The sequence below is a fragment of the Chryseobacterium sp. CT-SW4 genome (genome assembly GCF_048572715.1).
GTDB lineage: Bacteria > Bacteroidota > Bacteroidia > Flavobacteriales > Weeksellaceae > Chryseobacterium.
The window spans coordinates 469,111-484,782 of sequence record NZ_CP183840.1 but is presented as its reverse complement, the minus strand read 5'-3'; the positions used below and the strand labels follow the sequence as shown (position 1 = coordinate 484,782).

Sequence of the window (15,672 nt, the reverse complement as noted above, 5' to 3'; positions counted from 1 at the left end):
TTTCTCTGAGGATTCTTTATAAATTAAATAAAACGATTACTTTTTAATGAATTTAGATCTGAATAAATCCTCTCCTTTTTCGTCAATAGTAATTACATAAGCTCCTTTAACTAAAGAATTTACGTTAATTTTTCCATCGCTTACATTTCCACTTTCCACAAGCTGACCTGCGGCACTGTAGATTTTATAAGTTGCTTTATCTGAAACCTTAGTAACATTTAATACATCAGTTGCCGGATTTGGATATAATTGGATTCCGCTATCAGCAGCTGTAACATCTCTTGTACTTAGAGCACTTGTCACTACTACATTATAATCTTCAATTTCTCCATAGTAGAAATTAAGTCCACATGCATAAGCAGAAGGAATAGCTAATCCTAAATTATCCGCTCCAGCATAGAATAATACGACTCTCATTCTTAACGGCTGGTTTTCAACAGCTGAGGTAGGAACCGTAAATGATCCTGTAAATAAACTTGTCGCAGTAGCCACCGTAGGGAAGCTTAACACTCTTTCTGAATCTTCAAATGTTCCATTTTTGTTATAATCAATAAATACTGCTGCAACATCGTAATCATCAGGACTTCCTACAGATATACTCATAGGATAAGTGTTTCCTTTTACCAAATTAACCTGAAGAGCAGTGCTCGTTGCATAATTTGTATAAGTGGATGCACCTGAAGTATTGTTAATATTAGCAACTGTTACATTAGAAATATACTCATATGCACTAGACAATACAGATGCCGTACAATAGGAAATAGCAGTGGTAGTAAAGTTTACAGATGCAGAATAAGAACCTGTAACACCGGAACAAACTGCAGCTACCTGAACCTGATAAGTAGTACCGTCCACAAGGTTAGTTAAGTTAACCGCCGGGATAGTTGTAGGAATTTCCTGCCAAGTAGTTTCACTTACTTTTTTATAACGAACAATATAAGTAGCTCCGGTATAAGGTACCCAAGATACACTTGCAGAAGAACTTGTAATAGAGCTCACCACAACATTGGTAGGTGCAGTACTGCTACATGCTGAAATAGTAGTAAGCGCCACACTTCCAATGGTATAAAATACATTTCCAATAGAAGAAACTCTTACTTTAATGGTCTGTCCGTTCAGTGAAAAAGGGAAAGTAAAGTTTTCTGACCCGTCATTCGGAGTAGAAGCGGACAATACCGTCCATGTAGTTCCGTTATCCGTAGTATAATCAATTTTAACATTCGCAACATTATAAGGTGCTGCTGTTGTATTGGCTACCAACCATTCAATCGGTGTAGGTGTATTCGCCTGGGCATATTGAGTGGCCAGTCTGAATGGTCCGTCGTTTCCTACTACAATTGTTTGCTCAGCATACTGAGTCTGCTGCTGATTAGCCGTCGGGTTATTATCTCTAACCGTTACGGCAAATTTGGTAGTTCTCGGAACCATTGATACTGATTCCCATGTATTGGCACTGTTATTCAATACTCCATTCAATACTGAAGAAAGTTTTGGGAAATATCTTACAGGGCTTGTACTTGGAACAACAGATCTGAAGCTGGCTCCGCTAGTAGTAGTTCCCAGATTATTTTTATTGGTCGATACAATTGCATCATCTACTTCTTCCCAGGTATAGGTCATAGGATTATTTTCAGCATCTGTTGCAGAAGCTGTTAAAACAAAAGCCGTTCCTTTAGGAATGTTATAAGTAGGTAAAGCTGCAATTACCGGTGGATTATTGGTAATGGTAGTTTCAACGTCACAAGTTTTAGCAACTAAATTAGTTTGTACCTGTTTGATACTTGCTATATGGAAATAAGCATCAGAGTGAGCCTGAACATCGGTATTCGTTCCCGTAATACCTGCATACCCCATAATAGTAGATCCTGATCCCGGCTCAACATTTACACCGGATCCTTCAAGGTTATGAGAGAATGTATGATTAGCTCCTAGCTGGTGTCCCATTTCGTGAGCTACGTAATCAATATCAAAATTATCTCCCTGAGGAATTCCATCTGCAGGAGAAGTATATCCTGAACCTTTACCTTCCGGCACAGCAGTAGTAGGGTTCACACATACACAACCAATACATCCTGCATTACCACCACCTCCGGAAGCACCAAATAAATGTCCGATATCGTAGTTAGCATTTCCCACATTGGCTGTTAATGTATTCTGCAATTCCAGATTCCAGGCTCCGGCAGCTCCGGTGTTTGCATTAGAATAAGGGTCAGTTGCAGCATTGGTATATATTACATTCGGATAGTCCTGTACAATCAGATGTAAGGCAAAGTCTTTTTCAAAAACACCATTTACTCTTGTCATAGTAGCATTGATCGCTGCGACAGCTCCTGCTACCGTACCTCCATGATATTGAGTATATTCTCCTGTTACGGACATTACCAATCTCATAGTTCTGTATTTCTTATCCGAAGATTTTGAAAAATCAGAAGGCTGATTCGTGAAAGAGCTTCCTTTTTTATACAGATCCTGAATATCCTGTACAGCAGCCGGACTTTCCTGAGTACTACAAACAAAACTTTTTCCTTCAGTAGGTCTTGTTTTTGCATGAACTCCATAAACAGTTTTATCTGTATTTTGCGGTTCAATAAACTCATATTCTCCACCTTTAATAATCATAGACTGAAAATCGTTAGGAGAAACAGAAAATCTAAGATACTTGGAAGGATCATCTACTCCGACACCCACATAAGATCCCAGCTGATAACGATCTTCTAAGCTCTTTACTAAAACAGGGAAACTATATACCTTAAATCTTTCAATTTTCCCGCTCAATGTAGGCAAAGAAATTTCTACAGATTGTGCATTCGGCCCAGTTTCCTGAGCGTCTTTAAGCTGTTCTCTTATTTTATTAAGATCCAGCTTATAATAACCTCTCACATTAGTTATTTTCATCTCTGCTCCTCTCTTAGGGGCAACAGGTGTAGTAGGCGTCCATTGCCCAAATACAGCCCCACCCATAAGAGTACAGACTAAAGTAGTAAGTAGTTTTTTCATGTACATATAAATATCTATATAATAATTTCCAAATCTAACGATTTTTGAATTAATTACAAAATAATTGAGTTTATGTTTAAATATTAAAAACAATTAACGAATTAAATTTTGATATTTTTCAATTATAATAAATTATTAAATACATACATTAATAAAATTTAAATATTAAAAATTAAACATATATCCTACAAAACATGAAAATATCCTAAATAAAATATTATTCACATAATAAGACACAAAAAAGTCCATATTATTATGAGTAACAATTACTACTTTTCATCAAAAGAAAAAATCCACGGGTTGCCCCATGGATTTGTATTTATTAATTATCTCACTTACGGATTCTCTCTCAAAATTTATAGGCTATATTCCATGCAAATCCCATATTGAATTTGGAAGAACTTCTGCCAAAGCCCGGAACAATCATAGGCTGTATATCATCCTGTTTGGTGGTATAAACTAAATACTTAGGTTGAAGGTTAACATCAATGTAGAAATTGGATTCGAACAGCTGAACCCTTCCGCCTATCACGCCTTCTATCCAGTAGGTAGACTGAGTAGCCGAAGGATAAGCAATTGATGAATTACTTCCTCCATATCCTCTCACCGGTACGGACATATATTCCTGATTATAAAAAGATCCCGCCAGCTTTCCCCCTGCATAAAATCCGTTAAACTCATTTTCGCGGTCTTTAGCCAGCATATAGAACATTCCCAGTTTTAAGAAGGGACCATTCACCTTAGCATCATAGCCGTTCTTTTGATAGATATTCTTTTCAAAACCTGCTTCTACAATACCGTGGACATTATCTTTAAGCTTCGTGGACAAAAATCCCTGATATAACTGCCTATCGGAAAAAAAAGAAACTCCGGCGTTCAGGATATCGAAACCTACCATAAAATTAGGCTTATAGTTCCATTTCTCTTTTTTAGCTTCGGTACGCTCCTGTGCCAGGCATACGATACTGAGTATGCTAAAAAAGAAGGTACAGATTAGTCTTGTCTTCATTCTCTATATAATTTTGTCCTGCCTCCACTCCTACTACAGGATCAGAGGTTAATAATTCGGAAGTTAAATTTTCATAGGTCTTTTTCACTCCACAGCCCGGAGAAACATAGGTGGCTTTGGTGGTATAATTTATTCTAACCTGAGATTCACTTCCATTCTTAGTCAGTTTAAAATAAACATCAGTATAAGGTGAATCATCCACTCTAAGAGGGATCAGTCTTGACCCGGAGTCTCTGGTACCTCCCAGATCCACTTTACCGGATCCATAATCCACGGCAACATATAAGGAATCCAGGGTCGTTTCTTTACCTGACGATGCAGATTTAAACATCACCATCATTCTGGGAGTTCCTTCCCCACTTTCACATATATCGTCATCTCCTCCGCATGAACACAGCATACTCACACAGACTATAAAGAAAAAAAAATGTAAATATTTCATAGATTTATTTTGGATCTAAAGCCTTTTCAATACGGAATACCAGATCTTCATAATGATATTTATTAATAGAATCCGAGGTATTGCTCATGGTTGAAAATTCTTTTTTTATTGTATTAAGATTTCCTCTTGCTATGGCAACAACATCAGATTGATCCTGTATTTTCGGATTAACCAGTCTAATCATTGCTTCGACATAATTGCGCTGGAGGTTTCTTTTGTAAATATCCGGATCATTCTTTATAATAGAGCCGTTTAGATCTGAAAAAAGCTCCATTACGGAATAGGTATTTTTATCCACCGACTGCATCTGATACATATTCTGAAGAACCATAGGACTCAAAATTCTCCCAAGAACTCCTTTCTGGACTTCTTCTATCGTTTTAAGGGAAGTCTTTCCGGTTTTATCAAAAATTTCTTTTCTGACCAGCCACTGCGGAGTGGTAAAAATATTTTCCTCCAAAAACTTCATCGCTTCTTTCTGGTCTTTTTTGGAGACTATTTCATAGACAGCTCCGGCTTGTTCTGCTGTCTTAGGTGTTTCCATCTTTCCTCCGATGTATTTTGAAACATGTCCCAAATATCTTTTAAACTGTAAAACTACCTGATCATACATCATCCCCAAATTCTCATAATCCTCATTGGGGGTATAGGTCCATTTTTCCAGGTTATCTACAATTCTCTGCAAATTTTTAATTCCGTAACGACTTGCGATCATCGCGTTATCTCCCACCTGTTCGCTTTGAGACCGGGGATCTAACGGATTTGATTCGGTACCAAACCAGAGTCTTTCATTTTTAAGGCTTTTAATCACCCACTGGTTTAAATGTTCTTTTTCCTGTTCGGGGGTCTGGTATTCAAAAAATCGTCTGTATCCCCAATCGATCGCCCATTCATCGTATTCACCGATTCTCGGCATGATACCGGCATCTGTGATATTATCTTCGGGCTGTGCAACATAGTTGAACCTGGCATAATCCATAATGGATGGAGTATGTCCATTTTTTTCAACCCATTTTTTATCTCTCAGTTTTTCAACCGGTACGGTAGAACTCGATCCGAAGTTATGTCTTAAGCCCAATGTATGTCCCACTTCATGAGAAGAAACAAAACGGATCAGCTCACCCATCAGCTTTTCATCAAACTCCATTTTTCGTGCTCTCGGATCATTGGGTGAAGCCTGGATAAAATACCAGTTTCTTAAAAGCATCATAACATTATGATACCAGTTGATATGGCTTTCCAGAATTTCACCTGTACGGGGATCTGCAATAGAAGGCCCCGAAGCATTAGGCACGTCAGACGGCTTATAAACAATGGCTGAAAATCTTGCGTCTTCCAGACTCCATTCCGTATCTACTTTAGGATCCGGAACTTTTGCATAGATTGCATTTTTAAAGCCTGCTTTTTCAAAGGCCTTCTGCCAGTCCTTCACTCCTTCGATCAGATAAGGCACCCATTTTCGGGGAGTTGCCGGGTCTATATAAAATACAATAGGTTTTGCCGGTTCTACCAATTCTCCTTTTTTATATTTTTCAAGATCGGCAGGCTTAGGCTCCAACCTCCATCTTTTAATAAGAGAGATCTTTTTTACCCCCTGTGGGTCTAAATCAAAATCCGTATACCCTACGGTAAAGTAGCCTACTCTGGGATCAAAATACCTTGCCTGCATTTTATTTTCCGGTAACAGTACAAAAGAGGAATTGATCTCTACGGTATAGTTTCCACTTATCTTCGGAGCAGGGCCGGCGGGAGAACTTCCCGGAGTAGAGCTTCGTCCCAGAGAGCGGGCAAAAGTCTTGGTGGTATTAATTTCAATATTGGTGGGGAAGGATTTCACAAAGTTGATGAAAGACATATCCTTTTGAAAAGCTCCCACTTTAAAAGCATCTTTATAGGAAACGGAAAAAGAAACCATATCATTATCCGCATTCAGCAGATCCGTTACGTCAATAACGGAAGATTTTTTATTTTTTCCATATGCTTTTACATCGAAAGCTTTGATAATGGATTGCACATTATTTCTCGTTACCGAATTATACATATCTGATGTGGAGTCTTTTGCATAATCTACATAAGAAATAGAACGTAACAGAATTTTATCTTTGGGACCTTTTTCAAAGGCGACTACCTGCTGGCCGATCTGGTCTCCTGCATATCCGGTTGTACCGGAACGCATTCCTGCAGCAGCTTTTGTCAACCGGCTTACCAGAAGAAATTCTTTTTTCAGCAGATGATCCGGAATCTCAAAATAATATTTATCCTCTATTTTATGAACCGTGAGTACTCCTTCACCAGACACCGCTTTATCAGTGACTACCTCATTATAAGGTTTCACAGGGCTTTTCTTCGGACTGTCTTTTTTAGCTTTAACCGTATCACTTTTCACTGTTGCAGAATCTTTTTCCTGTGCAGAAAAATTGATTTGCGCCGATAGCAATACAATTAATAAAAAAAATCTAAGGTTCTTCACGATCTATCTTAAGCTTTTCAGTTTATGATCCAAATTTAAATAATTATTTTTTGATAAGCAGAGCAATATTTTCCACGTGATGCGTTTGTGGAAACATATCTACGGGGAGGATCTTAACCAATGTATAATGCTCTTTCATCAATGCCAGATCCCTGGCCTGGGTAGCAGAATTACAGCTTACATACACCACTTTTTCAGGGGAAAGCTTAAGGATCTGCTCTACTACTTTCTGATGCATCCCGTCGCGTGGCGGGTCTGTAATAAGTACGTCTGCTTTTGGATGATTGGCAAGAAATTCATCGTTAAAGATGTCTTTCATATCTCCGCAATAAAAAGTACAGTTGGTAAGTCCGTTTAATTCGGCATGTTCTATGGCTGCATCTATGGCTTCCTGCACGGATTCGATACCGATCACCTGTTTTGCTTTTCTGGCTACATATTGTGCAATGGTACCTGTTCCAGTATAGAGATCATACACTACTTCGTCTCCTTTAAGATCGGCAAATTCCAATGTTTTTCTGTAAAGTTCCAGCGCCTGTTTATAGTTAGTCTGGAAAAAGGATTTAGGCCCTATTTTAAATTTCAAACCATCCATTTCTTCCATCAGGAAGCCTTCTCCAGAGTAGACATTAATATCCAGATCATAAATGGAATCATTCTGCTTGGGATTAATGGCATACACTAATGTTTTGATCTGCGGAAAGGTTTCCAGTAAAAAGTTAAATAAGCTTTCTCTGTTTTCTTTTTCTTCTCTGTAAAGCTGAAATAACACCATCCATTCTCCATGAGAATTCTGTCTCATCATTAAAGTACGCAGAAAACCTTCCTGATTTCTTACATCAAAAAAATCCAGCCCATGCTTATCTCCATATTCTTTCACCGCCAATCTGATGGTGTTGGAGGGTTCTTCCTGAAGAAAACATTCTTTAAGGTTCAGAATTTTACTCCACATTCCCGGAATATGGAATCCTAAGGCATTTCTATCGTTAATATTATCCTCGGAGTTGACTTCATCCACCGTTAACCAACGGGCATTGGAAAATGAAAATTCCATTTTGTTCCGGTAAAAATATTCCTGTTCGGAACCCAGAATGGAGATGGTTTCAAAATCATCCAGCCCTCCAATTCTTTTTATATTATTATATACTTCTTCCTGCTTGAAATCCAACTGTTTTTCATAGCTCATATTCTGCCATTTACATCCACCACAGACCCCGAAATGAATACATTTGGAATCCACACGGAAAGGAGACTTTTCCAGAATATCTACGGCCTCACCCTCATAGTATTTGGATTTTGCTTTTTTGACTCTTACATTGACCACATCACCGGGAATAGCTCCGGACACCAATACGGTTTTTCCGTCTTCGGTTTTACCTATGGCTACTCCTTTAGCTCCTGCTGTTAAAAGTTTAATATTTTCAAGAATTATATTTCTCTTCTTTTTCATTCAGTAAATTCTATTTTAATACGGTAGAATGTAACCTTTCGGTGTCATTCAGTAAATTCTATTTTTTTAATAATGGGATGAAACCGGGGATTTCCTCCGGCAAAAATACAATAAAAAAAACCTTATCCGAAGACAAGGTTTTATCTATATTAAAGTTTATTATTTTGCAGGAGCCGCTGGTGGCGGAGGAGTCTGTTCAGCAGGCTGTTGTAATCCCGGCTGCAGCTGTACTCTAGGGTCTACTTTCGGAGCTGAAAGTCCTGTCTGTTTATCCAAAATGGTAACCAATTCCTGATCTCCCAGATTGAAGAAAGGTCTGCTGGCAATTTTTCCATCTTTATCAACAACGATGAAGCAAGGTAATTTAAACCCGTAAACACCATATTTCTTAGCGATATCGGAATTAAGCCCTCCTTCTCCATAAACACTTGTTCCTTTGATTCCTTTCAGTAATGAGTTGCTTGTTTTAATAAACTGATCTTTGGTATCATCTACATTTACAAATACAAAGTTCATTTTAGAACCATAGAAGTTAACTACTTCTTTTAAAACCGGAATGGTAGCTTCGCCGATATAGGGATTCCATGATGCATAGAAAGCAAGCATATAAGGTTTTCCTTTATTTTCAGAAAGCTTGTATGATTTTCCATCCTGCTTAATTAAGGAAGCTTCAGGAGCCTGTTCTCCGATCTTAAATCCGTTGATAGCAAACTGAATTTTTTTAAGATCAGCCTTAATGGTGGCATCCTTAATATCTTCATCGATAATTTTTTTGATTTTCTCAGCTGTTTTTTCCGGCGTGGTAGGATGAATGTCCGATTGTGCCATTACAAAAGCAAGTAAATAATCTTTTGTAGTCTGGGAAATATCTTTTTTACCTTTTAGATATCCGTTAAATAATTCGGAGGTGGTAATATCTGTTTTTCCTTTACTGTTCGCTTCCGCATATTTTTGGAAGTCAGGACTCATTTTAGAAAGCAGGTAGCTTCTGTAAGCCGGGTTTTCTTTCACCATTTCGTCTTTATTAGCCTGAAGCTTATTTTCATAATCTGTAAAGGCCTTGGTTACTTTGAAAGACGGATTTCCTGAAATCTGTTTCTGAGTCAATTCATATTGGGACATCAAAGTGAGTAACGTACTTGCGATATCATTCTTTTTCCATTTTACAACTTCATTGTCCGGATTAAATTTCTTTACGTTCTCCTCTATATTTTTATTGATATCGGTTTCTACCTTCTGAACTCCCGAAAGAAAGGTTTTTTCATCCTTCATCATCAGTTCATTGATATTTACAGTCTGGGCATAGTTTCCAAGATATTTCTGAGCTGCGGTAAAGAAATCATTATTCTTTTTAGCATCTCCCGTAATTACATATTCTGTAGGGAAAGTTGCTCCGTTTCCTGAAATTTCCAGTTTCTGTCCGGTTTTTAAGTATATAAGGCTTTGTTTTCCTCCATATGAAATCACATACATTCCGCTTTTAGGAGCATCAAAGCTTCCGGCAAAGCTTCCATCATTTTTAAGTCCTATGTTCGTCAATGGTAATGTAGCTACTCCTGACGCTTCTATGAACTCGATTCTTTCCAATGGTGAACCTCCTGTGATTTTTCCTTTTACTTCAACTTTTTTAGAGCAAGACATCACAAATACTGCGATGATAAACAATAAAAGATATTTTTTCATTTTGAATATTATAGTTAAACAAAAATAGGTTTTTCAATAAACTAATCGGTCTTTTTAAGAAAGATTTAACTAAAAAAAATCGCCTTCCGAAAAGGAGACGATTTTTTTGATTATTTCAATCTGTTTTTATCCTTTGTCCACTAAAGCAGACATGTATTCTCTATTCATTCTGGCAATATTCTCTAAAGAAATTCCTTTAGGACATTCCACTTCACATGCTCCGGTATTTGAACAGTTACCGAAACCTTCTTCATCCATAGCCTGTACCATATTTAGAACTCTACGTTTTGCTTCTATTCTACCCTGAGGTAATAAAGCAAACTGGGAAACTTTAGCTCCTACGAACAGCATCGCCGAACCGTTTTTACATGTAGCCACACAAGCTCCGCATCCGATACATGCTGCTGCATCCATTGCTTTATCAGCGTCTTCTTTCGGAACAGGAATAGCATTGGCATCCAATGTATTTCCGGAAGTGTTAACAGAAATAAATCCACCTGCGGCCATTACTCTGTCAAATGCACTTCTGTCTACCATTAAGTCTTTAATTACAGGGAAAGCAGCACTTCTCCATGGCTCAATAACGATTGTTTCACCGTCTTTGAACATTCTCATGTGTAACTGACATGTAGTAATACCTGTATCAGGACCATGAGCTCTACCATTGATATAAAGTGAACACATACCGCAGATCCCTTCACGACAGTCGTGATCGAAAGCTACCGGTTCTTTTCCTTCATTAATTAAATTCTCGTTCAGGATGTCCAGCATCTCCAGGAATGAAGAATCTGTGGAAACATCTGATATTTTATAGGTCTCAAACTGACCTTTAGTTTTATTATTTTTTTGTCTCCAAATTTTCAGCGTAAGATGTAAGCCTTTTTTTGCACTCATAATTTTGTATTTATAGGTTGGAGATTATTTGTAACTTCTAGTTTTAACCTCGATATTCTCGTATATCAGATCTTCTTTATGCAACACCTCATTATTGATGTCTGCTCCCTGATATTCCCAAGCTCCCACATATTTGTAATTCACGTCGTCTCTTTCCGCTTCTCCATCCGGAGTAGAGTGGTCTTCACGGAAGTGTCCTCCACAAGATTCGTTTCTATGTAGGGCATCGATAGCCATTAACTGTCCTAGCTCTAAAAAGTCTGCAACACGGAATGCTTTTTCAAGCTCTGTATTCATACCTTCTGCTTCTCCCGGAACTTTTACGTTTTTCCAGAAGTCATTTCTTACTTCTTCAATTTCTTTGATCGCTTCTCTTAAGCCTTCAGGAGTTCTTCCCATTCCTACTTTATTCCACATAATGTTTCCTAACTGTTTGTGGAAGTGATCTACTGAATGAGTTCCTTTATTATTTAAGAAGAAATCGATTTTTTCTTTGATTCCTTTTTCAGCTTCATTGAATGATGCCGAATCAGTAGGAATAGATCCTGTTCTGATGTCTGCAGAAAGATAATCTGCAATAGTGTAAGGTAAAACGAAGTATCCGTCTGCCAGACCTTGCATCAGAGCAGAAGCTCCTAATCTGTTTGCTCCGTGATCTGAGAAGTTGGCTTCACCGATTACGAAACATCCCGGAATAGTAGACTGAAGATTGTAATCCACCCAAACACCTCCCATAGTGTAGTGTACGGCCGGATAGATTTTCATTGGAGTTTTATAAGGATCATCAGCTGTAATTTTCTCATACATTACAAATAAGTTACCATACTTCTCTTCTATCCAGCTTTTTCCTAAATCATAGATCTGCTGATCGGTAGGATTATGGATATGCTTTTCAAGAGCTGCTTCTTTTCCTTTTTTAATGATCTCCGTAGAGAAATCAAGATAAACTCCTTCTTTAGTATCATTATTTTCGATTCCGAAACCTGCATCACATCTTTCTTTAGCAGCTCTGGAAGCAACGTCCCTAGGTACTAAGTTTCCGAATGCCGGATATCTTCTTTCCAGATAATAATCTCTGTCTTCTTCTTTTATATTTTCAGGTCTTAACTTACCTTCTCTGATAGCCACTGAATCTTCTATTTTCTTAGGTACCCAGATTCTTCCTGAGTTTCTTAGGGATTCGGACATCAATGTTAATTTAGACTGTTGTGTTCCGTGAACCGGAATACATGTAGGGTGAATCTGTACATAACAAGGGTTAGCAAAATAAGCTCCTTTTTTGTGGATCTTCCATGCAGCAGATACGTTGGATCCCATTGCATTGGTAGAAAGGAAGTATACGTTTCCATATCCTCCGGAAGCAATTACCACTGCGTGCGCGGAATGTCTTTCAATTTCTCCCGTTACCAGGTTTCTTGCGATAATTCCTCTTGCTTTTCCGTCAACGATTACAAGGTCCATCATTTCATGACGGTTGTACATTTTAATTCTACCTTTACCGATCTGACGGCTCATTGCAGAATAAGCTCCTAATAAAAGCTGTTGTCCTGTCTGTCCTTTTGCATAGAAAGTTCTTTTTACCTGAACCCCTCCAAATGAACGGTTATCCAGCTGACCACCGTAATCCCTTCCGAAAGGAACACCTTGTGATACACACTGGTCAATAATGTTAGCCGAAACTTCAGCTAATCTATATACATTAGCTTCTCTTGCTCTATAGTCACCTCCTTTGATTGTATCATAGAATAATCTATAGGTAGAGTCACCGTCTCCCTGATAATTTTTAGCAGCATTGATCCCTCCCTGAGCGGCAATAGAGTGCGCTCTTCTTGGGGAATCCTGATAACAAAATGCTTTTACGTTATAACCTTGCTCAGCCAGGGTAGCTGCGGCAGAACCTCCTGCTAATCCTGTTCCTACAACAATAATATCAATTTTATCTCTGTTGTTAGGTGCAACAAGGTTCATATGGTCTTTATGATGTTTCCACTTGTCCTTTAGAGGACCTGCAGGAATTTTTGAATCTAACTTACTCATATTATTTTTGATATTATTGAGTTATATAATGAAATATTGCGATGAAAATAAATCCTAAAGGAATGATAACTGAATACCAGTTTCCAATAGTTTTAATTACCGGAGTGTACTTCGGATGTCTAGCCCCGATGGACTGAAAAGAAGACTGGAAACCGTGCGCTAAGTGTAATCCCAATAATACAAATGCAATTACATAAATAGCCACTCTCCAGATATCTGCAAATTTTTCGTGCAGTTCCTCCCAGAATCTCTCTGCATCCGGTGAAATACCATCTACATATTTGTAAGTAATCTCGTGTAACCAGAAGTCATACAAGTGCAGTCCTAAAAAAGCCAAAACAACAGCTCCGGAAATAATCATATTTCTGGACATCCAAGTGGAATTGGAAGATGCATTGTTTGCAGCATATTTAACCGGACGTGCTTTATTATTCTTAATTTCCAATACGAACCCCATCACAAAATGGAATATCACAGCAAAACCAAGAATAGGCTGCATAAGAAACTGTACAAAAGGATTATAACCCATAAAGTCGGAAGCTGTATTAAAAGCATCCTTGTTTATTACGGATAATAAGTTTGTAGTCAAATGCAGTATAAGAAAAATCAGCAAAAACATAGCCGATAATGCCATAGCATATTTTCTACCTATCGTAGAACTCGTTAAACCTGCCATACTAAGTCTAAATTTGAATTTCCCACAAAATTAGGAAATGTTAACAATACAAAGAAGTGAGAAATCTCAGAATTACCTAGTTTGTAATCTTTCTAAATAATTGATGAAAATGTTATAAATAAAGGAAAGTCCAAATAAGCAATATTCAATTCAAATCATATGTTTTGCCCCTGAAAATGACTTTATTCTCTGCTCTTGAAAAATATTTGATTTCGATATGGCCAAGCCTTCTTGAAGTCCTGTAAGGACCCACAATATATTTCTCTATTTTATTCTTATCTGCATTTAAAGGAAGCCAAAAGCAGGCATTATTTTTTATTTTTACAGACAATATCTTGCTTTTATTATAATGATGAATTAATATTTCATCTCTTTGATTTTCATAAATTGTAAATGCTGAATGCAAAATAAAAAAAAACAAACAAGTCATTACAAATATTGCAGATTTCCTAAAATCCGGCCGTTGAATAAGAAACTTCAAAAGCCCCAATACAATAAACAGAAATAATACCTCCACCCAATTGATTGAAATATTGTCAATAAAGAAAGATTCAAACCCGGCAAACCAATGAATAATTTTTAAAAGAAACTGAATAATAAGGTCATAAGTATCAACCATTAATCTCCCATCCAACCCTGCAACAATTAATAAAGCTAAAATGAATGAAGAAATAATGATGATCTCTGAAAACGGTACAATAAAAATATTAGCCAAAAGTGAAATCAGCGAGCACTGATGGAAATAATACAAAATAACAGGAAGTGTTGACAGTTGGGCAGCCAGCGAAATACAAACACTACTAAAAAACAACCGTTTCCAATAGGTATCTCCTTTGGGAAAAAGGTTTAAAATAGGATCATTCAGCCAAAAGATACCCAATACAGCAATAAAACTCAACTGAAACCCTATATTAAAAAGCTGTTGGGTATTCCCAATTAATATTATAAACGCCGATACTGCCAGGGAATGCAGAAGATCCGGTTTCCTTCCCAGGAGTTTATAAACATAATAGATCGTCAGCATAATACAGGACCGCAAAACAGAATTTTCGAATCCTACGAGACCTCCAAAAATCCATATCATTGCTAAACTAAGCACAATTGCCCACTTCCGGAGTGCAAGAGGAAAAACCCGAATAAGAAAAAAATACATCAACCCAAAAATGATCACAATATGGGTACCTGAAATGACCAGCAAATGCATCAGCCCTGATTGGGTAAAATCCCTCAGCACCAGTGCATCCATTTCAGTTCTGTCTGCGAAAATCATCCCTTTTAAAAATTCCCTGCTTTCAGGAGACAGTGAAGCCCGGTCCACTTTGCGTAAAAACTCATGTCTTTTCTGTGCCAGCCTTTCATGAAAGGTGAGGTCATTTCTATTCATAGAGGGAATAATTTCCCCTTTTACATACGCTTGAAATTCAATATTTCTCCGCTTTAAATACCGGGCATAATTAAATTGAAAATCATGTTCCGGAGCCTTCAATTTCTTCAGAAATACATGAGCTTTGTAATAATGCATAAAATCCGGCTCACTATTCTTGTCAGCTATAAGTAAAATCATATTAGTTTTACCTTTTTCTGCCCGGACCTCCACTTCATATCTCTTATATTTCTCAGTGGAATTAAGCTTTTTAGTAATTTTAAAAACAACAGGCTGGACAGAGGAAATAATTGATGCACCAGAGGGAAGACTGTTATAATAATGAAGCCCCACACCTACCCCGAAATAAATACATCCTAATCCTATAACCCTAAGCTTATGGAAAATAAAGTTCAATTTCAGAAAAGTAAAAACAAAAAGGATTAAAGCAATGAAAAGAATACAATACACCGCATTCTGTCCCAGGAGAAATCTATCCTGAAAAATGATCCCCAGTATAAAACAGGTGACCAATATAAGAAGAGGTTGTTTGTTCAAATGTGTTTTTAAAAACTAAAATAATAATTTCCACCATTCAGTTTGACACAAATAAACTCAAATACAACAAGTTAACATTAATATAATATACGG

10 protein-coding genes are annotated in these 15,672 nt (G+C 37.4%); all 10 read right to left on the bottom strand.

Going from position 1 to position 15,672, the window contains the following annotated elements:
• Window positions 1–36: 36 nt before the first annotated feature.
• The 10 genes from ABJ974_RS02145 to ABJ974_RS02100 all read right to left on the bottom strand — a co-directional run bounded on the left by ABJ974_RS02145 (window position 37) and on the right by ABJ974_RS02100 (window position 15,579).
• Window positions 37–2,997 (bottom strand): reprolysin-like metallopeptidase, encoded by a 2,961-nt coding sequence (locus tag ABJ974_RS02145; protein ID WP_419869750.1) that lies wholly within the window; start codon window positions 2,995–2,997, stop codon window positions 37–39.
• Between the two features lie 349 nt (window positions 2,998–3,346).
• Complete coding sequence (locus tag ABJ974_RS02140) at window positions 3,347–4,006, bottom strand: DUF6048 family protein (protein ID WP_419869749.1); 660 nt, start codon at window positions 4,004–4,006, stop codon at window positions 3,347–3,349.
• Window positions 3,972–4,448, bottom strand: a complete 477-nt coding sequence (locus ABJ974_RS02135) for a hypothetical protein (protein ID WP_419869748.1) — start codon at window positions 4,446–4,448, stop codon at window positions 3,972–3,974. The genes ABJ974_RS02140 and ABJ974_RS02135 overlap by 35 nt, the downstream gene beginning before the upstream one ends.
• 4 nt (window positions 4,449–4,452) lie before the next feature.
• Complete coding sequence (locus ABJ974_RS02130) at window positions 4,453–6,918, bottom strand: zinc-dependent metalloprotease (RefSeq protein WP_419869747.1); 2,466 nt, start codon at window positions 6,916–6,918, stop codon at window positions 4,453–4,455.
• Between the two features lie 43 nt (window positions 6,919–6,961).
• On the bottom strand, window positions 6,962–8,368 hold the full coding sequence (gene rlmD / locus ABJ974_RS02125; RefSeq protein WP_419869746.1) for a 23S rRNA (uracil(1939)-C(5))-methyltransferase RlmD: 1,407 nt from the start codon (window positions 8,366–8,368) through the stop codon (window positions 6,962–6,964).
• A gap of 159 nt (window positions 8,369–8,527) precedes the next feature.
• A complete protein-coding gene (locus ABJ974_RS02120) occupies window positions 8,528–10,051 on the bottom strand; it encodes a TlpA family protein disulfide reductase (protein WP_419869745.1) in 1,524 nt (507 codons plus the stop codon).
• A 126-nt stretch (window positions 10,052–10,177) separates the two neighbouring features.
• Window positions 10,178–10,945, bottom strand: coding sequence for a succinate dehydrogenase/fumarate reductase iron-sulfur subunit (locus ABJ974_RS02115; protein ID WP_292009227.1), 768 nt, complete (start codon window positions 10,943–10,945; stop codon window positions 10,178–10,180).
• Window positions 10,946–10,969: 24 nt separating this feature from the next.
• Entirely contained in the window at window positions 10,970–12,982 is a 2,013-nt protein-coding gene (locus ABJ974_RS02110; RefSeq protein WP_419869744.1) for a fumarate reductase/succinate dehydrogenase flavoprotein subunit, read from the bottom strand.
• A 13-nt stretch (window positions 12,983–12,995) separates the two neighbouring features.
• On the bottom strand, window positions 12,996–13,658 hold the full coding sequence (locus ABJ974_RS02105) for a succinate dehydrogenase cytochrome b subunit (RefSeq protein ID WP_419869743.1): 663 nt from the start codon (window positions 13,656–13,658) through the stop codon (window positions 12,996–12,998).
• Between the two features lie 145 nt (window positions 13,659–13,803).
• A complete protein-coding gene (locus ABJ974_RS02100; protein WP_419869742.1) occupies window positions 13,804–15,579 on the bottom strand; it encodes a ComEC/Rec2 family competence protein in 1,776 nt (591 codons plus the stop codon).
• Window positions 15,580–15,672: the final 93 nt, after the last annotated feature.

Coding starts and splice junctions, on each gene's coding strand:
- ABJ974_RS02120 (WP_419869745.1), bottom strand. CDS start 10,051: ATGAAAAAATATCTTTTATTGTTTATCATCGCAGTATTTGTGATGTCT.
- ABJ974_RS02145 (WP_419869750.1), bottom strand. CDS start 2,997: ATGAAAAAACTACTTACTACTTTAGTCTGTACTCTTATGGGTGGGGCT.
- ABJ974_RS02105 (WP_419869743.1), bottom strand. CDS start 13,658: ATGGCAGGTTTAACGAGTTCTACGATAGGTAGAAAATATGCTATGGCA.
- rlmD (WP_419869746.1), bottom strand. CDS start 8,368: ATGAAAAAGAAGAGAAATATAATTCTTGAAAATATTAAACTTTTAACA.
- ABJ974_RS02110 (WP_419869744.1), bottom strand. CDS start 12,982: ATGAGTAAGTTAGATTCAAAAATTCCTGCAGGTCCTCTAAAGGACAAG.
- ABJ974_RS02140 (WP_419869749.1), bottom strand. CDS start 4,006: ATGAAGACAAGACTAATCTGTACCTTCTTTTTTAGCATACTCAGTATC.
- ABJ974_RS02135 (WP_419869748.1), bottom strand. CDS start 4,448: ATGAAATATTTACATTTTTTTTTCTTTATAGTCTGTGTGAGTATGCTG.
- ABJ974_RS02115 (WP_292009227.1), bottom strand. CDS start 10,945: ATGAGTGCAAAAAAAGGCTTACATCTTACGCTGAAAATTTGGAGACAA.